Annotated in this window: 27 protein-coding genes and 1 riboswitch; of the genes, 3 read left to right on the forward strand and 24 right to left on the reverse strand. The window is 46.9% G+C overall.

The window, feature by feature from the left end; translation table 11 throughout:
- Positions 1 to 73: 73 nt before the first annotated feature.
- From rluB to G9F50_RS10330, 7 genes are all read right to left on the reverse strand, one after another.
- The gene (rluB, locus tag G9F50_RS10300) at positions 74 to 808 is read right to left on the reverse strand and encodes a 23S rRNA pseudouridine(2605) synthase RluB (protein WP_007409432.1); all 735 of its coding nucleotides are present in this window, start codon (positions 806 to 808) and stop codon (positions 74 to 76) included.
- 93 nt (positions 809 to 901) lie between these two features.
- Positions 902 to 1,438 carry a spore maturation protein SpmB gene (gene spmB / locus G9F50_RS10305; RefSeq protein ID WP_003153387.1) on the reverse strand — a complete coding sequence of 179 codons (537 nt, stop codon included), beginning with the start codon at positions 1,436 to 1,438 and terminating at the stop codon, positions 902 to 904.
- Between the two features lie 4 nt (positions 1,439 to 1,442).
- Positions 1,443 to 2,033: a nucleoside recognition domain-containing protein gene (locus G9F50_RS10310; protein ID WP_003153385.1), complete on the reverse strand. Its 591-nt coding sequence runs from the start codon at positions 2,031 to 2,033 to the stop codon at positions 1,443 to 1,445.
- Positions 2,021 to 3,172, reverse strand: a complete 1,152-nt coding sequence (locus G9F50_RS10315; RefSeq protein WP_060562769.1) for a D-alanyl-D-alanine carboxypeptidase family protein — start codon at positions 3,170 to 3,172, stop codon at positions 2,021 to 2,023. Before G9F50_RS10315 ends, G9F50_RS10310 begins: the two co-directional genes overlap by 13 nt.
- A 112-nt stretch (positions 3,173 to 3,284) precedes the next feature.
- Positions 3,285 to 3,770: a DUF3907 family protein gene (locus G9F50_RS10320; protein WP_015240120.1), complete on the reverse strand. Its 486-nt coding sequence runs from the start codon at positions 3,768 to 3,770 to the stop codon at positions 3,285 to 3,287.
- Between the two features lie 89 nt (positions 3,771 to 3,859).
- Entirely contained in the window at positions 3,860 to 4,453 is a 594-nt protein-coding gene (gene scpB, locus G9F50_RS10325; protein ID WP_007409428.1) for an SMC-Scp complex subunit ScpB, read from the reverse strand.
- The gene (locus G9F50_RS10330) at positions 4,443 to 5,198 is read right to left on the reverse strand and encodes a segregation/condensation protein A (RefSeq protein ID WP_007409427.1); all 756 of its coding nucleotides are present in this window, start codon (positions 5,196 to 5,198) and stop codon (positions 4,443 to 4,445) included. Before G9F50_RS10330 ends, scpB begins: the two co-directional genes overlap by 11 nt.
- 207 nt (positions 5,199 to 5,405) lie before the next feature.
- Here G9F50_RS10330 and G9F50_RS10335 point away from each other — a divergent pair, with 207 nt between their 5' ends.
- Positions 5,406 to 5,495 (forward strand): YjcZ family sporulation protein, encoded by a 90-nt coding sequence (locus G9F50_RS10335; RefSeq protein WP_003153376.1) that lies wholly within the window; start codon positions 5,406 to 5,408, stop codon positions 5,493 to 5,495.
- Between the two features lie 87 nt (positions 5,496 to 5,582).
- Positions 5,583 to 6,104, forward strand: coding sequence for a DUF309 domain-containing protein (locus tag G9F50_RS10340; RefSeq protein WP_003153375.1), 522 nt, complete (start codon positions 5,583 to 5,585; stop codon positions 6,102 to 6,104).
- A gap of 65 nt (positions 6,105 to 6,169) precedes the next feature.
- Here G9F50_RS10340 and ribT read toward each other — a convergent pair whose 3' ends face one another.
- The 9 genes from ribT to G9F50_RS10385 all read right to left on the reverse strand — a co-directional run bounded on the left by ribT (position 6,170) and on the right by G9F50_RS10385 (position 12,830).
- The gene (gene ribT / locus G9F50_RS10345) at positions 6,170 to 6,544 is read right to left on the reverse strand and encodes a GNAT family N-acetyltransferase RibT (protein WP_003153373.1); all 375 of its coding nucleotides are present in this window, start codon (positions 6,542 to 6,544) and stop codon (positions 6,170 to 6,172) included.
- Positions 6,545 to 6,660: 116 nt separating this feature from the next.
- Entirely contained in the window at positions 6,661 to 7,125 is a 465-nt protein-coding gene (ribH, locus tag G9F50_RS10350; protein WP_003153372.1) for a 6,7-dimethyl-8-ribityllumazine synthase, read from the reverse strand.
- A gap of 32 nt (positions 7,126 to 7,157) precedes the next feature.
- Entirely contained in the window at positions 7,158 to 8,354 is a 1,197-nt protein-coding gene (locus tag G9F50_RS10355) for a bifunctional 3,4-dihydroxy-2-butanone-4-phosphate synthase/GTP cyclohydrolase II (RefSeq protein WP_060562768.1), read from the reverse strand.
- A 14-nt stretch (positions 8,355 to 8,368) separates the two neighbouring features.
- Positions 8,369 to 9,016: a riboflavin synthase gene (gene ribE / locus G9F50_RS10360; protein WP_007409425.1), complete on the reverse strand. Its 648-nt coding sequence runs from the start codon at positions 9,014 to 9,016 to the stop codon at positions 8,369 to 8,371.
- Entirely contained in the window at positions 8,997 to 10,112 is a 1,116-nt protein-coding gene (ribD, locus tag G9F50_RS10365) for a bifunctional diaminohydroxyphosphoribosylaminopyrimidine deaminase/5-amino-6-(5-phosphoribosylamino)uracil reductase RibD (protein WP_060562767.1), read from the reverse strand. Before ribD ends, ribE begins: the two co-directional genes overlap by 20 nt.
- 131 nt (positions 10,113 to 10,243) lie before the next feature.
- Positions 10,244 to 10,390, reverse strand: a riboswitch (FMN riboswitch).
- Between the two features lie 119 nt (positions 10,391 to 10,509).
- Positions 10,510 to 10,854, reverse strand: a complete 345-nt coding sequence (locus tag G9F50_RS10370) for a hypothetical protein (RefSeq protein WP_007409423.1) — start codon at positions 10,852 to 10,854, stop codon at positions 10,510 to 10,512.
- Positions 10,855 to 11,101: 247 nt separating this feature from the next.
- Positions 11,102 to 11,677, reverse strand: coding sequence for a signal peptidase I (lepB, locus tag G9F50_RS10375; protein WP_032861567.1), 576 nt, complete (start codon positions 11,675 to 11,677; stop codon positions 11,102 to 11,104).
- Positions 11,678 to 11,757: 80 nt separating this feature from the next.
- Positions 11,758 to 12,249 carry a CcdC protein domain-containing protein gene (locus tag G9F50_RS10380; protein WP_015240128.1) on the reverse strand — a complete coding sequence of 164 codons (492 nt, stop codon included), beginning with the start codon at positions 12,247 to 12,249 and terminating at the stop codon, positions 11,758 to 11,760.
- A 149-nt stretch (positions 12,250 to 12,398) separates the two neighbouring features.
- The gene (locus tag G9F50_RS10385; protein ID WP_003153363.1) at positions 12,399 to 12,830 is read right to left on the reverse strand and encodes a peptidylprolyl isomerase; all 432 of its coding nucleotides are present in this window, start codon (positions 12,828 to 12,830) and stop codon (positions 12,399 to 12,401) included.
- Positions 12,831 to 13,114: 284 nt separating this feature from the next.
- On the opposite strand from G9F50_RS10385, the gene G9F50_RS10390 reads away from it, so the two are divergent.
- Positions 13,115 to 14,014 carry a DUF1002 domain-containing protein gene (locus tag G9F50_RS10390; RefSeq protein ID WP_060562766.1) on the forward strand — a complete coding sequence of 300 codons (900 nt, stop codon included), beginning with the start codon at positions 13,115 to 13,117 and terminating at the stop codon, positions 14,012 to 14,014.
- A gap of 44 nt (positions 14,015 to 14,058) precedes the next feature.
- On the opposite strand, the gene lysA is transcribed toward G9F50_RS10390, so the two are convergent.
- The 8 genes from lysA to G9F50_RS10430 all read right to left on the reverse strand — a co-directional run bounded on the left by lysA (position 14,059) and on the right by G9F50_RS10430 (position 20,429).
- Positions 14,059 to 15,378, reverse strand: a complete 1,320-nt coding sequence (gene lysA, locus G9F50_RS10395; RefSeq protein WP_060562765.1) for a diaminopimelate decarboxylase — start codon at positions 15,376 to 15,378, stop codon at positions 14,059 to 14,061.
- 124 nt (positions 15,379 to 15,502) lie between these two features.
- Positions 15,503 to 16,984 (reverse strand): spore germination protein, encoded by a 1,482-nt coding sequence (locus G9F50_RS10400; RefSeq protein ID WP_007409417.1) that lies wholly within the window; start codon positions 16,982 to 16,984, stop codon positions 15,503 to 15,505.
- Positions 16,938 to 17,546: a stage V sporulation protein SpoVABEA gene (spoVAEA, locus tag G9F50_RS10405; RefSeq protein ID WP_025284950.1), complete on the reverse strand. Its 609-nt coding sequence runs from the start codon at positions 17,544 to 17,546 to the stop codon at positions 16,938 to 16,940. Before spoVAEA ends, G9F50_RS10400 begins: the two co-directional genes overlap by 47 nt.
- Before the next feature lie 3 nt (positions 17,547 to 17,549).
- Positions 17,550 to 17,900: a stage V sporulation protein AE gene (gene spoVAE / locus G9F50_RS10410; RefSeq protein ID WP_007409415.1), complete on the reverse strand. Its 351-nt coding sequence runs from the start codon at positions 17,898 to 17,900 to the stop codon at positions 17,550 to 17,552.
- Positions 17,901 to 18,917 (reverse strand): stage V sporulation protein AD, encoded by a 1,017-nt coding sequence (gene spoVAD, locus G9F50_RS10415; RefSeq protein ID WP_015240132.1) that lies wholly within the window; start codon positions 18,915 to 18,917, stop codon positions 17,901 to 17,903.
- Between the two features lie 11 nt (positions 18,918 to 18,928).
- A complete protein-coding gene (gene spoVAC / locus G9F50_RS10420; RefSeq protein ID WP_007612334.1) occupies positions 18,929 to 19,381 on the reverse strand; it encodes a stage V sporulation protein AC in 453 nt (150 codons plus the stop codon).
- Between the two features lie 12 nt (positions 19,382 to 19,393).
- Positions 19,394 to 19,819, reverse strand: a complete 426-nt coding sequence (locus G9F50_RS10425; RefSeq protein ID WP_014418289.1) for a stage V sporulation protein AB — start codon at positions 19,817 to 19,819, stop codon at positions 19,394 to 19,396.
- Positions 19,809 to 20,429 carry a stage V sporulation protein AA gene (locus G9F50_RS10430; protein WP_007409412.1) on the reverse strand — a complete coding sequence of 207 codons (621 nt, stop codon included), beginning with the start codon at positions 20,427 to 20,429 and terminating at the stop codon, positions 19,809 to 19,811. Before G9F50_RS10430 ends, G9F50_RS10425 begins: the two co-directional genes overlap by 11 nt.
- Positions 20,430 to 20,499 lie beyond the last annotated feature (70 nt).

Below are 20,499 nucleotides of genomic sequence, written 5' to 3' on the forward strand. Positions count from 1 at the left end.
CCCCTCCCCTGCCTGCAAATCCATTCAATTATATCATCAACACGTTTTGTAATTTTTGAAGGTTATGTGAAAATTAGAAAGCGTTTTTACCGTGTTCAGCTAAAGCCCGCAGCCTTTTCACCTCATGCGGCGACAATTCTCTTGCGTCTCCTGTGCGCAGGCCTCTTAAATCTAAAAATGCGTATTCTTCACGTTTTAGTTTCAGCACGTCATGACCGATCGCCTCGAACATGCGGCGGACCTGTCTGTTTCGGCCTTCATGAATCGTCAGCTGAATGATGCTCGTCTGCTTTCTTTTGTCCAGGGAAAGCAATTTCGCTCTGGCCGGCGCCGTCTTGCCTTCTTCAAGCTGAATGCCGCGCTCAAGCTTTCTCAGAAGTTCCTTGGAAGGAATCCCCTTCACTTTGGCGACGTACGTCTTATCAATTTCGTATTTCGGATGCATGAGTTTGTTGGCAAACTCGCCGTCATTTGTCAGCAATAAAAGTCCGCTCGTATCATAATCAAGCCTGCCGATCGGATAAATGCGCTGCGGCACTTCTTTGAAAAAGTCGGTCACCACTTTCCGCCCTTTGTCGTCATCAGCTGCTGAGATCACTCCTCTCGGTTTATAAAGCAGAAAGTACACGGGTTCTTCCCGCTCCACCTTTAATCCGTTTACTTCAATCTGATCAGAACCGGTCACTTTTACGCCGAGCTCTGTTATTACTTTTCCATTCACCTTTACTTTTCCTTCTTTTATCAGCTCTTCTGCCTTTCTGCGTGATGCCACGCCGGCATGAGCAATAACTTTTTGCAGTCTTTCCATGTCGTTCACCTCAAGTATAATCTTACTTTTTTCCCCTTGAACAAACAAGCTTTTTCAAGGAGAGTTATTCTGATATATAAAAAGCGCCTGATTTCAGGCGCTTCCAAATAATAACGTAACTATGATGATTGATGCAACCACCCCGATCAAATCAGCAAGAAGACCAACCTTTAAAGCATCCCCCATTTTTTTGATGCCGACCGCCCCGAAATACACCGTCAGGACATACAGCGTCGTGTCAGTCGATCCCTGCATGACCGAGGCCAGTCTGCCGATAAATGAATCAGGCCCGTACACGGCGATCAGATCTGTCGTCATGCCGAGCGCCGCCGTCCCCGAAATCGGGCGGATCAGAGCAAGCGGCACGACTTCTGCGGGAATGCCGAGCGCTGTAAAGAAAGGCTTGCACAGCCCCATGACAAAATCCAGCGCGCCCGAGGCCCGGAATACGGTAATCGCCACCAGCATCCCGACCAAATATGGAATGATGGAAAACGCAATCTCAATTCCTTCTTTTCCGCCTTCAACGAATGATTCATACGTCGGCACTTTTTTGATCGTGCCGTATATCAATATACCGGCGATAATAATCGGAATCATGGCTAAAGACAGCCAATTCACCATTTCCATTCGCTTACCTCCCTTTTCTTTTGCGGCGGTACCAGAAGTAGCGGTCAATGAAAATCGCGCCGATTCCCGAAATTAAAGTCGCTAAGATGGTCGGCCCGACGATATCGGTCGGTGATTTCGCCGAGTAAGCCATGCGCACGGCAATGACGGTTGTCGGTATCAATGTAATACTCGAAGTATTTACCGCCAAAAAGGTAATCATGGAACGGCTGGCCTCAGACTTACCTCCATTCAGCTTTTTCATCTGCTCCATGGCTTTAATGCCGAGCGGTGTCGCCGCATTTCCCAGTCCGAAAAAGTTTGCCATGAGATTTGATAAGATGTATCCCATCGCCGGATGATCAGGGGGAATATCGGGAAACAGCTTAGAAATAAACGGGCGGCACATTCTGCTGAATATATCCAAAAGGCCGGACTGCTCGGCTATTTTCATCAGGCCGAGCCAGAACACGAGAACGCTCATTAATCCAAACGAGATCGTAACCGCTTCTTTCGCTCCTTTAAAAACGGCTTCATTCACATCCTGCAAGGTACCGTTAAACATCGCAAAGACAAGTCCGATTACCGTCAGACATACCCAGATTAAATTGACCATGACGAACCGCCCGCCGCGCTCATAAACAGGCTCGTAAACGTCTCAATGAAATGCTTTTTCGGTTTTTTATGGCGCTCATTTTCATAATAGACGGGGATCTTGGCGATCACTTTCCCATCATGCATAACAGTCATCCGGCCGACGACATCAGGAATGAGAGAGGCGTCCTTTTTCCAGGCTTTTTTCGGTTTTATTAAGGTTGTGCGGATTTTTACATCGTCGATTTCATCCTCTTTTAACAAATATTTGACATCCCGGGCAATAAAAGCGCGCCTTCCGTAAAACGTCTTTTTCAGCTTCGGGATGCCGCCTTTTTTGGCGACGACATAGGTTTTATAGTGATCAAAGACATAATTAAACATATTCATATGATCATCCCAATCATCCGGATCATTTATGGTGACCGCGATGAGATCCGTACCGTCTTTTGAGGCCGTCGAGACGAGCGTCCGTTTCGCGATTTTTGTGTAACCCGTTTTTCCGCCTGTGCTGTAACGGTAGAGCCCTGTCAGAAGCTTGTTTTTATTTTTCCATACCCGGTCCATCGTTTCCGCCTTATACACTTTTGTGCCTGAAACGGTTCGGTATTCCTTGATTTTCATCGCGTATTTAGTCAAAAGCGCCATGTCATACGCGGTTGAATATAAATTTTCATGGTCGTCCAGCCCGTGCGGATTTTGAAATTTTGTATTTTCCATCCCGATTTGCTCGGCTTTTTTGTTCATCATAAATACAAAACCGTCAAGGCTTCCGCCGACATATTCCGCTATTGCCGCAGCGGCGTCATTTCCTGACCTTAACATAAGCCCGTATACGAGATCTTTCAGCTTTACTTTTTGTCCCGGCTGAAGATAAATGGCTGAGCCTTCCGTTTTTACGGCATTCGGGGAAACCGTCACGGTCTCTTCCATCTTCCCTGATTCAATCGCCAGCACCGCCGTCATGATTTTCGTAATGCTTGCAATCCGCCGCTTATGATGTTCATCCTTGGCGAATAACACCCTGCCAGATGCTCCATCGATTATAATCGCGCTTTTTGCGCTGACATGTATTTGGGCATGTGCCGTATTGCCGTCTGTAATGGAAAAAAGAATAACAAAAGTCAAAAGAAATACGGCAGCTTTTTTGAGAAAGCGCATGAATGCTCACGTCCTTGTTGTGGGTTTGTACAAGTTTATGCGCATGTCCATGACTTATGAATACCAATTGCATCACTTTCACATAAAAAAACTCTCCCAAAAGGAAGAGTTTTTATCTGACTGATGCCATATTTGAGCCTGATGCTTCATATTGCGCCAATTCTTCCCGCATGCGCAGAAATTCACTGCTGAGCGAAAGCAGAAGGCTCCGCAGCGAGTCCGGCACTTGCTGGTAGAATTCAATCGCGCTTTGGCCTGTATAAGCGGCGCGGCTGTTTTCGTACCATGTATCCTTTTTCGGCATGAAAAACTCTTCCACGCACTGATGATATACTTTATACAGCGTTTTTTCCGCTCTCGCCTCATGAAACGGCTCCTGCATTAAAAGCCGCCTGCAGGCTTCCTGGGCGCCTTCGCAAAAGACGGTCATCCTCCTCAGCACACTGAGCACGTCGCGACAGTATGCCTCATCCGCCTCTCCTTGAGCCCGCATCTCCGGCAAAGTTGTATGATTTAAATAGCTGCTGACCATCGTGACAACCTCGGCTAAAAATTCACCAGTTTCTTCAGTATGGGCCCTCACAATCGAATTTCCCATTTCCGTCCGTTTCCTTCCTCTCTTGTACGTCGTCATTTGCGTCATTCATCAATGGCCTTTCCCTACTATCGTATGATGAAAAACGATTATTATTTAATATCCTCAAAAGTTTGGTTGAAGTTTTCAAAGAATAAATCGGCTTCCTCCTGGAGAACGTCTTCCTCCGCATTTTCAGGAAGCGGCGGGAGCTCCTCCAATGTTTTTAAGCCGAATTGTTCAAGAAATACCGGTGTCGTGCCGTATAAAATCGCCCGGCCGGGACCGTCGGCGCGGCCCACCTCACACAGCAGCGCTTTTGACACGAGGCTGTGCAGAATCCGCTCAGACTTCACGCCCCGGATATCTTCAATTTCCGCCCGTGTGATCGGCTGCTTGTACGAAACGATCGCCAGCACTTCCAAAGAAGCCTGTGACAGCCCTTTTGACGGCACTTCGATTAGTTTTTTCAAATAAGGCACGAATTCTTTTTTCGTTCCAAGCATATACGTATCCGCATATTCGGTAAGCTCGATGCCTCTGTCGTCTTCCTTGTACTGAGCGGCCACTTCTTCCATGATTCCGGCCAGTTCCGCTTCTTCTATTTCAAGCACCGTCACCAATTGCTTTTTGGTCAGCCCTTCATCACCCGCCGCATACAGCAGGGCTTCCACAATCGCTTTCCAATTCACGATATCAAGCGCCATGAATGGATTCACTCCCCGTAATGTATATATCTGAAAAGTTTTCTTCCTGTTCAATGATAATCTGCTGATTTTTCATCAGTTCCAGGACTGCTAAAAACGTCACGACGAGATGGTCCTTTTGCCGAGAAGGAAAAAGCTCCGTGAAGTTTATTCTTCTCCCCGCCGTTTTTAAGCTTTTTACGATTTCGTTCATTCTGTCTTCAATCGGTATTTCCTGTCTTGTAATGGTCGTTTCTTTCGGCCGCGTAATTTTTTTACGCTGAAGCACCTTTTGAAACGCGCCGATCATGTCATAAACGGTCACCGACAGCTTCTGCTCCGTCTGTTTGATTTCTTTTGCATACTCACTTAAATCACTCGGCGGCTTTGTAAATGACTTTTGTCTTTCTTCTTCCCGCTCTTTTAAATCCTTCGCAGCGGTTTTATACTTTCTATACTCAATCAGCTTTTCAATCAGCTCGTCCCGAGGGTCTTCTTCTTCAAGCATTTCGTCTTCAAACAGCTCTTCCTCTTGCTTCGGAAGCAGCATTCTGCTTTTAATGCTGAGAAGCGTCGCCGCCATGACCAGATATTCACTGGCGACATCAAGTTCAAGCTCTTGCATTGTATGTACATATAATAAATATTGTTCAGTAATGGTTGCCACGGGTATGTCGTATATGTCGATTTCAAGACGGTTAATCAGATGAAGCAGCAGGTCCAATGGGCCTTCAAACGTATCAATTTTCACTTGATATTCTACCATTATCTCACCATTTTCAATATCACTCTCATTGCCGGAAAAACTGGCTACCCTTTAGTATAATCCACCGAAATGCTCTCGTCCAATACTTTTATACACGTCCTCCGTTATTTAGAAAATACTGAAAAAGAAGATATACGCCTATACCTTTAAAGGCGGATGCACATATGATAGCCGTGTAAACTTGAAACAAAGGGAGGCTGATTTCACATGAGCGGAGCTTGTTTCGGCGGAGGTTTTGCATTAATTGTCGTTCTGTTTATTTTGCTCGTTGTCGTAGGAGCATCTTACATCTGCTAGTTCCTCAGGCTTCAGACACCAAGCCGCTCTTTTTTCCTTTTCATAGCGCTGTGGTACACTGGTTTTAGCATAAAAGGAGGAAGCGGCTTGTATCCTAAAGCTTATATCGGCTTTTTGGCCGAATTTCACGCATCAAGAGATTATTTTGAGTGTCATGAACTGTTAGAGGAATATTGGAAAGAAAGCCCGGCTGAAAAGCGGAGCATTCATTGGGTCGGCCTGATTCAGCTTGCCGTCGCTCTGTATCACCAGCGCAGGGGAAATGAAGCCGGGGCGAAACGGCTGATTGCCAACAGCTTACGTATTCTCCGGTCTGAAAAGCAGGCGGTCTGTTCTCTCGGTCTCAGCCACCCGAAGCTGATTGAGCTGATAGAAACGCTGTCAGACGATATAGAAGCGGGCCTGCCTTACAGAAGTGTTATGCTGCCGATTACAGATGAAGCCCTGAAAGAAGCATGTCTTGCCGAATGCCGCCGAAAGGGCTATACATGGGGGCAAGACGGCGTATCAGATACCTTTCTTATTCATAAACACCGCCTGCGGGACAGGACGGATGTCATTAAGGAACGCGAACGGGAAATTGAGAGAAGAAAAAAAAGCAGAGGCTGACGGTCAGCCCTGCTTTTTCTATATCAAAACAGCTCCCGAAACCGTGAAGATTCCGGGAGCATTTGTCAGTTATTATATGAGATATCCTGATCTTTTTGATGTTGACAGCGTTCAAAAAAGCTTTGCGTTAATTCATTCGGAACGAGTGCCTCCGTTTTGAACAGACGTTTTAAGGCGTCCATCATTTGCTTTCCGATTCCTTGATGGCGGTGAGAAGGATTCACGCTGATATGCCGGATTTCAACTTCTGAGTCCTTTTTTTCGACTCCGATCGCTCCGACGATATCTTCATCCTCTTTCCAAAGAAAGAGCTGGCGGCCAGTATCCGTTTCATAGTCCTTTATTGTCTGCTGAAGCTGCTTGAGATCTTTTTCATTCGGCATAAATGACAGAAGACCCATCGCAATCTTTTCAAACGATTTTTTATAACGAATTAACATAAAAACCCCTCTATATCCAAAATGTCCATTCATGTCCTATCAAACGGATACATAAAGGCGATCCGTTTCCTCACATTATATCATTTTCGCCGCTGTTTTAAACGCTTTTCAACAAATTATTCAAATGAACGGTTTAAATTTGCCATTTCAATGGCAGATACTGCGCAATCCGCTCCCTTATTTCCGGCTTTTGTTCCGGCTCGTTCGATGGCCTGCTCAATGGTTTCAGTCGTCACGATGCCGAAGATAACCGGGACGCCCGTCGCCGTTCCCGCCTGGGCAATGCCTTTTGCCGCTTCATTGCAGACATAGTCATAATGCGTTGTCGCTCCTCTGATAACCGTGCCGAGCGTAATGACGGCATCGTATTTTTTCGTTTCCGCCATTTTCTTTGCCGCAAACGGGATTTCAAACGCTCCCGGCACCCAAGCGACGTCAATGTCGTTTGATTCTACACCGTGACGAAGCAACGTGTCTTCCGCTCCGCTTAACAGCTTGCTCGTAATAAATTCATTAAATCTGCCGACGACAATTCCGATTTTAAGTCCTGTTCCTACTAGGTTTCCTTGTATGATATTCATATGTTATCCATCCTTTTTTGTGAGATTTGTTTTTAGAAATGAAGCAGATGTCCAAGTTTTTTCATTTTGGTCTGTAAATATTGCTTGTTATGCTCACTCGCTTCCATTTGAAGCGGCACCCGTTCTGAAATGCTGAGACCGTACCCTTCGAGGCCGGCGATTTTCCGGGGGTTATTGGTTAAAAGTTTCATATGCTGAACCCCTAAGTCGCGGAGAATCTGGGCGCCGATGCCGTAGTTGCGCAGATCAGGCAGAAAGCCGAGCGCTTCGTTCGCTTCAACCGTGTCATACCCTTGTTCCTGCAATCGGTACGCCTTCAGCTTATTAATTAAACCGATTCCTCTGCCTTCCTGGCGCAAATACAATAGAACGCCGCGGCCTTCTTCAGCAATTTGCGCAAGCGCGGCATGAAGCTGAGGTCCGCAATCACAGCGATGGGATGCAAACACATCGCCCGTCAGGCATTCTGAGTGCACTCTGACAAGAACGGGTTCGCTGTTAAACGGGACATCCCCCATGACAAAGGCGAGGTGTTCTTTTCCGTCAACCTCGTTTGTATATCCGTAAACTCTAAACGTGCCGAAGTCAGTCGGCAGCGTAATATCAACTTCTCTGTTCACAAGTGTCGTAATGTTGTAACGGTACTCTATTAAGTCTTTTATCGTAATCATTATCAGCTGGTGGCGTTCGGCGATTTCGGCTAACTCCGGCACTCTGGCCATTGTGCCGTCTTCATTCATAATTTCACAAATGACGCCCGCTCCCTGAGATCCGCAGGCTTTTGCAAGGTCAACGGCTGCTTCCGTATGGCCGGCCCGCTTCAGGACGCCTCCTTTTTTTGCGATTAAGGGGAAAATGTGGCCCGGACGCTGAAAATCGTCAGACACAGATTCTTCGTTCAACAGCGCCTGAATGGTAAAGGATCGTTCCTGCGCGCTGATGCCCGTTTTTGTCAGCCTGTGGTCAATACTGACCGTAAACGCGGTCTCATGTGAGTCCGTATTATGATCGACCATCGGGTGAAGATCCAGCCGGCCGGCGATGTCTTCAGACAGCGGCGTGCAGATCAGGCCTCTCCCATGGGTCGCCATAAAATTCACCACTTCCGGCGTGGCATGCTCAGCCAGCGCTACGAAGTCTCCTTCGTTTTCTCTGTCTTCATCATCGACAACAATGATGACTTCACCTTTTTTCAGCGCCTCTAACGCCTCTTCTATCGGATGAAACATATCGATCTTCCTTTCTAAAAGCCGTTCTCGCTTAAAAAGGCTTCCGTGATAGTTTGATTGCTTTTCGTTTGTTCTGTTTTGTGCAAAAAGCGGTATAAGTATTTGCCGATCATGTCACACTCAATATTTACGGTCGATCCGACTGTTTTCGTCTGAAAAATCGTTTCTGAGATGGTATGCGGAATGATGGATACCGTCACGCTTTCGTCTGATAAACCGAAAATCGTCAGGCTCACGCCGTCTACCGTAATTGAACCTTTCAATACGAGCGTTTTTGTCAATTCCGGCGAAAGTTTTAAATCGTAATAGACCGCGTTGCTTTTTTTCTCGATCCGCGTAATTTCCGCCGTTCCGTCCACGTGCCCTGATACAAAGTGGCCGCCGAACCGTCCGTTGGCGGACATCGCTCTTTCCAGGTTTACTTTACTGCCTTTTGACAAGCCGTTCAGCGAAGTGGCTTTCACTGTTTCCGGCATGACATCAACCGTAAATTGATTGTCAGAAAATCCGGTTACGGTCAGGCAGATGCCGTTTACCGCAATGCTGTCGCCAAGCTTCACGTCACTTGTCACTTTTGAAGCGGCGATGGTTAATGCCATGGAAAGGCCTGTCTTTTTGATTGCTTGGATCGTGCCTGTTTCTTCAACGATTCCTGTAAACATCGTCACCATCCTTTCCATCTTTAGGTATGGCCGTCAGTTTTATATCCGGCCCGATTTGGGTGATTTGTGTGAATTGTAAATGGGGGACATCTATCATTGATTGAAAACCTTCACCGGAGATCAAGCTGGGAGCAAGCGTTCCTCCGATTAATTTAGGGGCGAAATAGAAATGAAGCTCTTGGAAACAGCCTTCCTTGACAAAACTTCCGTGTACGGATGCTCCGCCTTCCACATAAACGGACATTATGCCGTTTTCAGCGAGAATACTGAGCACCTCAGGGACGTGAATGCGGTCTGTTTCCAACGGAATAACTTTTATTCCGAGTGCGGTCAGCCGGTCTTTCTTTTGCACGTCTGCACCTTTGGCCGTAAATATCCATGTCGGCGCAGCGCCGTCAGTGAGCACATTTGCCGTTTCAGGAATGGTCAGCTTTGTATCGAGAATCACTCTGACCGGCTGCTTCACCGCATCAGGAAGCCTGCAGGTCAGGCTCGGATTATCGGCTTTGACTGTGCCTGCTCCGACAAGAATGCTTTGATGCGATTTCCTGTATTGCTGGGCATCAAGCCTTGCCGCCTCTGATGTAATCCATTTGCTGTCACCGGTTTCAGTCGCTGTTTTCCCGTCAAGGCTCGCGGCCGCTTTCAAGGTGACATACGGAAGTCCGGTCCGCATGAAGTGAAGAAACATTTTATTCAGCTCTTCTGCCTGCTGCCTGAGAAGTCCGGTTTTCACTTCGATGCCCGCTGCTTCCAGCATTCCGATGCCTTTTCCGGCTACAAGCGGATTCGGATCTTTCACAGCAATGAACACCCTTTTTATCCCCGACTTTATTATCAGTTCGGCGCATGGCGGTGTTTTTCCGTAATGGCTGCAAGGCTCCAGCGTCACATACAAATCGGCGCCTTTTGCGTGTCTGCCGGCCATATGAATCGCGTGAACCTCGGCATGCGCTTCTCCGTATTGCAAATGGGCGCCCATTCCGACGATCTGTCCGTTTTTGACGACGACAGCGCCGACAAGAGGATTGGACTGTGTCTGTCCTTCACCGCGTCTGGCAAGTTCTATTGCCGTATTCATATAATATTCTTCCATCGTTATCCCTCCCTTCTTCCACGCAATTTGGCGTCAAAAAAGCCCCGAATGTTTACACAGTTCGGGGCTTTGCCAGTTTTAATCCATAGGAAATAAGACTATACAGTAAGTTTATTTTTTGCATAGCTTCTCTCATCCTTCTCCCATCCAGACTTTCACTGTCGGCTTCAGCTTTTCACTGAATCCACCGTATACAGATGCATACGGGTCACGGGCTGTAAAGCGCAAAACGCCTTATTACCGCCGGTCGGGATTTTCACCCAGCCCCGAAGGATACAATCAATATTTTTTTGTCCTTATCCGCTATTATAACATCCTTTGCGGCAGGCGCAATGAATTTGCACCTAATTATTCAGAAAAATAAAAAGCGCCCTTTTCCCATAAAAGGCGCCTTTATTTATTCGTTCACTTTGACGACCTTCAATAAGCCGTCAATCCGGTTTGATTTGCTGAAATACGCTTTAATCTTATCTCCCTTTTTCACATCGGAGAGATCCTGCTTCAGCTTGTCGCCGTTAAAAATAATTTTTGTGCCGTTTTCTGCCGTACCGTGGTACTCAGTTCCTTCGATTTTCGTAATTTTATATGTTTTGACTGTATATTCTTCTTTTTCCTGGGACAGGGTTTGTCCGATTGCAGTCGGCACGTCTTTCAGTTCAATATCGTTTATGACCATATAACCGCCCGCTAATAACAGCAGCAGTACAAGTAAAATGGCTGCTTTTGTTTTAATTCTTCCCATTTTTCTACCTCCAGCCCGTATCAATCTATTCATTACTATGTCATATTCCTTTTTTTCATGAATAGAAAACCGTTCTTCCCTGCGTGAGTTATTCATATAACGTTTCATAAAGGGAAGATGTTTCATGTATCTGTAAAACTTTCTATCTATTAAATAGATATACGAATTTATGTTCTGTTTTTGAGGGTGGAAAGATAAATTTATATAAAAAAGCAGTTTTCCTCATGAAGAAAACTGCCTGTACGGTTTATTTCGTCTTGCGAATTTCATTAAACGGGAAGAAGACGAATTTTGATGTGCCCGCTATTTGTTTTTTCGTAAAAAGACCGAGGCCGTTGCGGCTGTCCATAGATTCTCTGCGGTTATCACCCATGACGAAATATTTGTCGTCCGGCACCTTCACCGGGCCGAAGTCTTCTGTCAGCCGGTCATAGCCGTCTTGCTTCGCCTTGTGCTTATTTGCCGCTAAATACGGTTCGGACACTTTTTTGCCGTTGATGTACAGCTGGTCGTTTTTCATTTGCACCGTGTCGCCGGGAAGTCCGATAATCCGCTTGACATAGTGCTCGTTTTCTCCGTTCAGCACGACGATCTGGCCGCGTTTGAAGTCGCTTATGTATTTGACCGTCATATTGACAAAGATTCTCTCGCGGTCATGCAGCGTCGGATCCATTGATCTTCCATCAACGAGATAAGGGGCAAATAAAAAGTTTCGGATGAGCAGTGCCAGAACGACAGCGATGATAATGGCTTTCGCCCAATCAAGTACGGCGCTTTTTTTAGAAGTTTTTTCTTTTTCTGATTTCAAGTGATTTCCTCCCATTAGCCATGGTCGTTTTTATTTTACCATGAATCCCTGCACAGAGGGCAAATAAGCCCCGCACCTCATCCATTTTTTTCATTTTATAAGCCGGATCTGCTGATTTTACGGTATTTCACGAAGCTTCCGATCCGCCAAATGCACAAATACACAAAAGCAAGTTCCATCGTTAAAACGGCGAATTCCGCCGCGTCAATGTTTTTGAAATATTGGCTGAGCACGATACGGATCGCAATAATCGCGATAATGACATATTTAAAGTTTTTATTCCGCTTGGAGTAGACAAAGCCGTCTTCCCGGATTTCATAGGCGGTTTGCGACAGCATGATGACGCCGAATACCGCGCCTAACAGTCCGGCGATGGCGAGCTCCCAAAGAGCGGGAAAATGAAACGGCTTTCCCGGGATATTCATGAGCTGGCTGATGCTGAATGTAAAAATGACGGCGATAATCAAAAGCGGGAGAATGATGCCGAAGCCGCCGCCTTTAATCGGCCTGTTCCCCTTTTTCACCCTGAACCAAATTATAAGTGCGAGAATGATAATGACAAATAAAACGGTTGCCAATTGAACCAACGTTTCTACCTCTTTTCATTGTTGTAATCGGTCTTTATCACTATACCAGAATGATCACTGATGTTCATATATGTATTTTTTCATGATTTACACATGAGAATTTTCATATACATAAAAAAACCCGCCTGAAAAAGGCGGGTTTTCCATTTTTATCCTTCTACACGGATTTCTTTCATTTTGTCTCCGTTAGACATGTTTTTCGCATGCTCTAAACCGCTTGTCACTTTTCCGAATACAGTATGAACGCCGTTTAAATGCGGCTGCGGCTCATGTACGATGAAGAATTGGCTTGAACCCGTGTCTTTACCGGCATGCGCCATTGATAAAGAACCGGCTTCGTGTTTATGCGGATTGCCTTCTGTTTCACATTTGATCGTTTTTCCGCTTCCGCCCATGCCTGTCCCAGTCGGATCTCCGCCTTGGCTGACAAAGCCCGGAATCACGCGGTGGAAAATAACGCCGTCATAAAAGCCCGTATTCGCCAGGTTTTCAAAGTTAGCGACTGTATTAGGCGCTTCATTCGGATAAAGTTCAAATTCGATTCTGCTGCCGTTTTCCATTTCGATATAACCAGTTTTCATTCTCATTCCTACTTCCGTATTGTTTTTTGTCAAAGCCTTCTTCAATATGAATTTCAATTGTAAGCCGGCTTTCTTTTTGATATTCTTTTGAAGGAAGAGGCCTCTGCTCTTCTTTTCGCGGCTATTATACCACACCTTCAGCCGGAAAACGAATCTCCCCGCTTCCGCAGAAAGAAAATGAAACCAGAACAGCTTCACAGCCGTCTATGTATCGGAACTGCTTCACGCAGGCCCTCACAAACCGCTTCAAAACGGCATTTGTGAAAAGAAGGAGGTTAACCGCTTTGAAAAAAATGTGGATTGGATTGCTGGCGGCGGCCGTTGTATTGTGCACAATACCGAAAATCAGCCTGGCCGATGCCGCAGTCGGAGATGTCATCGTCACACTGGGGGCGGATCTGTCAAACGAAAACCGTCAGAAAGTGCTTGACGAATTAAATGTCCCTGATAACGCGACAAAAGTGACGGTCACGAATAAAGAAGAACATGAATATCTGGGAAAATATATATCGAATGCCCAAATCGGCACAAGAGCCATCTCTTCATCATCCATCACGGTGGCAAAGAAAGGGTCCGGGCTTGACGTTAAGACCCATAATATCGATTCCATCACGGATGAAATGTACTTAAACGCCCTGATGACAGCAGGAGTGAAAGATGCGAAAGTATACGTGACGGCGCCGTTTGAGGTATCAGGCACCGCAGCATTAACGGGAATCATCAAGGCATATGAAGTCTCATCAGACAAAGCGATTTCAGAAGATGTAAAACAGGTCGCCAACCAAGAGCTTGTCACCACTTCAAATCTCGGGGATAAAATCGGGGATAAAAACGCCTCCGCGCTCATCGCAAACATTAAAGATGATTTCGCGAAAAACGGTGTGCCCGATACAAAAGAAGGAATCGGGAAAAAGGTCGATGATGCGGCTTTAAACCTTAACATTACACTGACTGACGCTCAAAAAGACCAGCTCGTTTCATTGTTTAATAAAATGAAAAACGCCAAGATTGATTGGGGCCAAGTCGGCAGCCAGCTCGATAAGGCAAAAGACAAAATCACGAAGTTCATTCAATCCGATGAAGGCAAAAGCTTTGTTCAAAAAGTCATTGATTTCTTCGCTTCGATTTGGAATGCGATCGTGTCTGTATTTACAGGAGACAGCGGATCAAGTTCTAACAGCTGAATGCAAAAAGAGACCGGACGCCATTGTTCCGGTCTCTTTTTTATTTATTGTTTGACCCCCGTCTTAAACGGCAGATCCAGTTTTACAATGTCTTCATAAGTTTCCCTTCTAATGACAAGATGCGCTTCGCCGTCTTCCACAAAAACGACGGCGGGACGCGGAATGCGGTTGTAGTTGTTAGCCATGCTGTATCCGTATGCTCCCGTGCAGAAAACGGCGAGAAGATCGCCTTCTTTCACTTCCGGAAGGTCTATATCCCAAATGAGCATATCACCGCTTTCACAGCACTTACCCGCGATGGATACCGTTTTATCGTGGTGTTCTCCGATTCTGTTTGCCGATACGGCTTCATATTTCGCCTGATACAGCGCAGGACGGATATTATCGCTCATGCCCCCGTCAACCGCTGCATATTTACGGGTGCCGGGCACTTCTTTTTGCGAACCGATGGTATAAAGCGTCGTTCCGGCGTCTCCGACGAGCGAGCGTCCCGGTTCAATCCAGATCTCCGGAATGTCAAAAGCGTGCATCGCTGCGTTTTCTTTTACCGCTTCGATAATTTTTTCCACATAAACGGCGGGATGAAGGGGTTCATCCTCCTCCGTGTAGCGGATGCCAAAGCCGCCCCCTAAATTCAGCACTTCAGAGACAAAGCCGAATGATTCTCTCCATTCATTCAGTTTTGCGAAGATTTTTTCTGCGGCCAGCACAAAGCCCGCCGTATCAAAAATTTGCGATCCGATGTGGCAGTGAACGCCGAGAAGGCGGATATGGTCTGACTGTAATACTTGTTCAATCGCCTTTTCTATTTGCCCGTTATGCAGATCAAAACCGAATTTGGAATCTTCCTGTCCCGTTGTAATATAATCATGCGTATGCGCCTCTACCCCCGGAGTGATCCGCAGAAGCACATCCATTGTGCGCCCTGATTTGCGGCACAGTTCCGCGAGTAAGGATATTTCATAAAAATTATCAACGACGATGCAGCCGATTTGATGATCGAGCGCCATTTTCAACTCTTCTTCGCTTTTGTTATTGCCGTGAAAGTGAATCCTGTCAGCCGGAAAACCGGCCGCAACCGCCGTAAACAGCTCTCCGCCGGATACAACGTCCAATGAGAGCCCCTCCTGCTCAGCGAGCTGTATCATCGCAACGGAAGAAAACGCCTTGCTCGCGTACGCGACCTGCGCCTTTAAATCCGCGTCAATGAATGCCTGTTTAAAGCTTTTAGCGCGCTCACGTATTAAAGCCACATCGTAAACATAAAGAGGCGTGCCGTAATGCTCCGCTAAATACAGCGCGTCCACACCTCCGATTTCCAAATGACCTAGTTTGTTTTGTCTGCTTGTGCCATGTAAGAACAATGCTCATTCCCTCTTTCTGATCCGCATATGGGTGAAAAGGACAGCTTCTTTTGAGCTGTCCTTATACAAGTCCCGTATAAGTTAAGACATACAATATCATAATCTTCTGTCGGTTTCAATGCGATTATGAACCGCTTGGCTGTCTTTGACGGTCTTTCGGGTGAACAATGCTCGGTCTGACTTTGGCTCCCGGCACTGTCGTCCGGACGAGCACCTGCCACAGCGCCTTGCCGTTAAACGGTAAAAACGGCCATAAATACGGCGTGTGAAACGAGCGGATATTCGCCATTATGATCAGCAGCAATGTAAAACCTATCACAAAGCCTTTTACTTGGAAAATGGCTACGAGAACCATTAAGATGAGGCGTATCATTTTATTGGCGAGGCTGAGCTCATAGCTCGGCGTGGTAAATGATCCGATGGCGGCGATCGATACGTACAGAATCACTTCTGCTGAAAACAGCCCCACCGCTATGGCGATTTGACCGATCAGCACCGCCGCAATCAGACCCATGGCGGTGGATAAAGCGGTCGGCGTATGGATCGCGGCCATCCTGAGAAACTCAATCCCCAAATCGGCCAAAAAGATTTGCAGAATGATCGGAATGTGCGTATTTTTATTTAAACCGATAAAATCCAATCTTTCAGGCAGAAGAGACGGTTCGAGAACAAAGAGGAACCAGATCGGAAGCAGAACCGTTGAAGCGATAATACCGAAGAACCTGATCCATCTTAAAAATGTGCCCACTGAAGGCGCCTGCCTGTATTCTTCCGCATGCTGAACATGGTGAAATATCGTTGTCGGCGTTATGATCACGCTCGGTGACGTATCGACGACGATGATGACGTGCCCTTCCAAAATGTGATTGGCTGCCACATCCGGCCGCTCTGTGTATCTGACCATCGGAAACGGATTGTAACCCTGTTTGACGATGAATTCTTCCACCGTTTTATCAGCCATCGTCAATCCGTCAATGTCAATCGCATTCACTTCGTTTTCGACGATGCTGACAAGGTCCGGGTCCGCGATGTCTTCTATATACACAATCGCAAGATCGGTCTTAGAGCGCTCGCCGACTTTCGTAATTTTGACGCGGAGCCTTTCGTCCCTGATTCGTCTTCTGATCAATGCTGTATTAATGACGATATTTTCGATAAAACCGTCTCTTGCACCGCGGACGACCTTTTCCGTATCCGGTTCTTCAGGTGTGCGTCCGGGATAACTTCTGACGTCAACGATAAAGGCGAAGCCCGCGTCTTCAACGATAACCGCCACAAGTCCGGAAAGCACTTGATCCGTTGCTTCGTCGAGCGTTTTGACTTTTTGAACCTGCTGATTGACAAGCCTGTTTTCAACAACGTCAATCGCTTCATCCGCATTCTCGTCATAATTATTGACGTCGACGAGCTGTTCCATTAAATGAATGATAAACAAAGTATCGGTTAATCCGTTGACAAAGTAAATCTGGACTTCCCGGTCTAATACTCGAACTTTGCGGACGCCGACATCATAGCTCGTTCCCATACCGACGCGGTCTTTAAAAAATTGTTCATTTTTTCTAGGATCCCGGTACACCTTGATCATGTTTTCCGGTTTTTCCGGCATGGCTTTCGCTCCTTTCTAAAATGAATTCGACCGCCTTCATCGTGATCGGCGAGCCTTTGGATATGTCATCTTTTCTTCCCATCTTACCTATGTCGCCGATGCCCACAATGAGGGGAACGTCCAATTTATCCAGACAATACACCGTATCTCCGTTCATTCTGTGCTCGTCCATTTCTCTCATTCCGGTTTTATCGACGCCAAACTCCGTCACTTCTCCATCACGGTCAATGGAGACATCGACTTTCGTCCATTCAGCCTGATGGGTCTTAGAAGCGACCGCAATCACCCCCAGCACTTCAATGTCCTGATGTGAGGCGACATATTTCAGCGCCGTTTCGCCCGGCCCTTCCCCTTGCAGGCCTGAATCGTCAAACATGACAAACACCGGGTCATTCGGCGCGGCTTTAATCAGCTGAACAAGTTCGGGGCCGCTTCTCGTTGACGGATTGCCCTTTGATTGGGAAATACACCGTCCGCCTGCTTTTTCCGCGGCGTATTCAATTGTTTTTGCGGCGTATACGTCCCCGTCTGTCACAAGAATGACCTTCCGTTTCGTCATCAGGCATTATCCTTTCGGTTTAAAAATAACGGCTACAAGAAATGCGAATAAAATCGCTGAAGATATACCGGCGGAAGTAAGTTCAAAAATCCCCATGGCGATCCCGATAAATCCATGCTCGTGAGCTTGATGCATGGCGCCGTGCAATAAGCTGTGACCGAAGCTGACGATGGGAACCGTCGCGCCCGCGCCTGCGAATTCGATAAATTTGTCATAAATTCCGAACCCATCTAACAAGGCGCCGATGACGACAAAAGTTGTCATCACATGGGCGGGTGTCAGTTTAAAAATGTCAAGCAGCAGCTGACCGATAATGCATATGATTCCCCCGCAAACAAAAGCCAACAGATATTCCATTTATGATGCACCTCCCGCCCGCTCAAATACCACACCGTGCGCGATGGTCGGAATGGTTTCCTTCTGCTGGATCATTGTCGGACTCAAAAGCGCTCCTGTCGCGACAACGAGTACCCTGTTTAGAGTCCCCGCTTTTAATTGATTAAAAATATGTGTGTACGTAACAAGCGCAGAGCAGGCGCAGCCGCTTCCGCCCGCAAACACCTGCTGGTCCGGCGTATAGATGAGAAGACCGCAGTCATCGTGTTTCGTTCCCACGGGATAGCCTTCTTCTTTGAGCAAATCTTTCACGATCGGCGAGCCGACGCCTGAAAGGTCTCCCGTTAAAATCAGATCATAATCATCCGCCGTGCGGTTTAAGTCCTGCAGGTGCTGTTTGATTGTGTCGGCGGCAGCGGGCGCCATGGCGGACCCCATATCGAACGGATCTGTTATTCCGAGGTCGCTTACTTTTCCCACTGTTGCGCTTGTAATCTTGATATCAGAAGGGTTTTGGCTGATGATGACCGCCCCGCCCCCCGTGACCGTTGAAGTGGCGGTATCCGGTTTTTGCCCGCCATACTCCGTCGGATTGCGGAATTGCCGTTCTGCCGTCGCGTTATGGCTGCTCGTGGCTGCGATCGCCCGGTTCGCAAAACCGCCGTCAATGAGCGCGGATGCGACGGCAATCGTTTCCATTGATGTCGAACAGGCGCCGAACAGACAGAGGAACGGAATTTTCAGATGTCTGGCGACGTAGTTGGCGGTCACATTTTGATTTAAAAGATCCCCCGCGAGTAACAAATCAATATCGCTCTTTTTCAAATTCTGTTTTTGCAAAGCGGAGTTGATGGCATCTTCCATTAACTGACGTTCCGCCATTTCCCAGTTTTTCTGATTGCAATGCATTTCATCGTATGTCTTATCAAATAGCGAACCGAGCGGGCCGTCTTTTTCTTTCGGTCCGGCTGCCGTCCCCGCCGCATTTACAAATAACGGGTTTTCAAACACCCAGGTTTGCTTTCCGGTCAATTTCATTTTTTCTCCTCCTACGAAAACAGTTTTTCACAAGCAAACCGTATCAAGCCTACGATATAGGCTGCCACGACGCCGAATACAATGACGTTTCCCGCCAATTTAAACATGTTTGTCGCTACCCCGAGCACGAGTCCTTCACTTCTGTGTTCGAGAGCGGCGCTTGTCATACTGTTTGCAAAACCCGTCACCGGCACGGCTGAACCCGCTCCGGCAAACTGCCCGAGTCTGTCATAAATGCCGAATCCGGTCAAAAGGGCGGAAATTAAAATAAGAGTGGCGGACGTCGGGTTGCCCGCTGTTTTTTCATTAAAATTAAAAAAGTGGATGTAAAAGTCTTGAAGAGCCTGCCCGATCAGACAGATCAAACCGCCGATCAGAAAGGCTTTGACGCAATTCCAAACATATGGCGGTTTCGGCTGATAGTCTTTCACTTTTGTTTTGTAATTTTCTTTTAAGTTTGTCACGTCGGTTCCTCCTTATGAATGATGGATAAAATACAGCCAATGAAATAAAGAGCCGGCTATTTTGCCGAACACAATGGCCATCAGCAATATGATGATTTTGCTGCCGAAGCCGATCCGTTTGGCAAGAATGGGAAGCACATTCAGCACTTCTGTAAGCGCGGCGGCCAGCATGCCGACAAACATGCCGGCCAAAAGCCCGACCGGAACGGCCAGCCATTCAGATAAAAAAAAATGATTCATATTTAAGGTTTCCCAGCCGCCGAACACAGCTCCTGAAATAACAGCTCCTTCGTAGGCCTGTACAAAGCGCATTGTTTTTGTCAGCTGCATAAGGCGGGGGACGATTCCCATAACGGTTAAAAAAGCCACAAAGCCTGCCCCCACGGTCAGCCCTCCGCCAAGCCCGACAAACATAACGAAAAGAATGCTAACGATCATGCAGATCTTTCATCGTCTCTTCATTTTCGTGCATTGCGACATAATGATCGAGATCAAGCTGATAATTAAACATCTCGACTTCCAGCGGGCTTGGCTCTTCATTCAGGCGTTTTTTGAAGATGTGATTAAAAAAGACGATCATACCGAGACCGAGGCCGATGCTGTACGGAATCTGAAGCAGATACGGATATTCATTCCGTTCGCCCGTTATGATTTCATATAAGGCGATATGAACTTCTCTCATACTGACATCTTCATGAAAATTCATAATGGCAAGACATGAACCGATAAAAAGCAGGAGCCAGACACCGACGAACAAAACGGCTGACAGCTGCTTTTTTTGGTAATGGATTTCCACTATCGTTTCAGCGCCGCCGACGGTCTGTACATCAAGCGCGGGAAAAGCGGTATGAATGGTTTTCAGCACTTTTATGATGTCCAGCACAACGATATTTTTGTCTTTTTTCGTGACCTTATACAGCGGCAGTGCCGACAGTTTTTTTTTCAGCTTTTGCTGTCCCGCGATCTGCGCGGCGTCGCCGATTGTGATGATATCTCCGGTATGAGCCTTCACGCGGTGGCGAAGTCTGAGAAATATTCGTCTTTCCATCTTGCATCACCATCTTTCGGGTGGTTATATATGTAGTATGCGGTTCACTTTTGTTCTCATTCATCAGCGG

This window comes from Bacillus sp. EKM206B (assembly GCF_011066015.1).
GTDB classification, from domain to species: domain Bacteria; phylum Bacillota; class Bacilli; order Bacillales; family Bacillaceae; genus Bacillus; species Bacillus velezensis.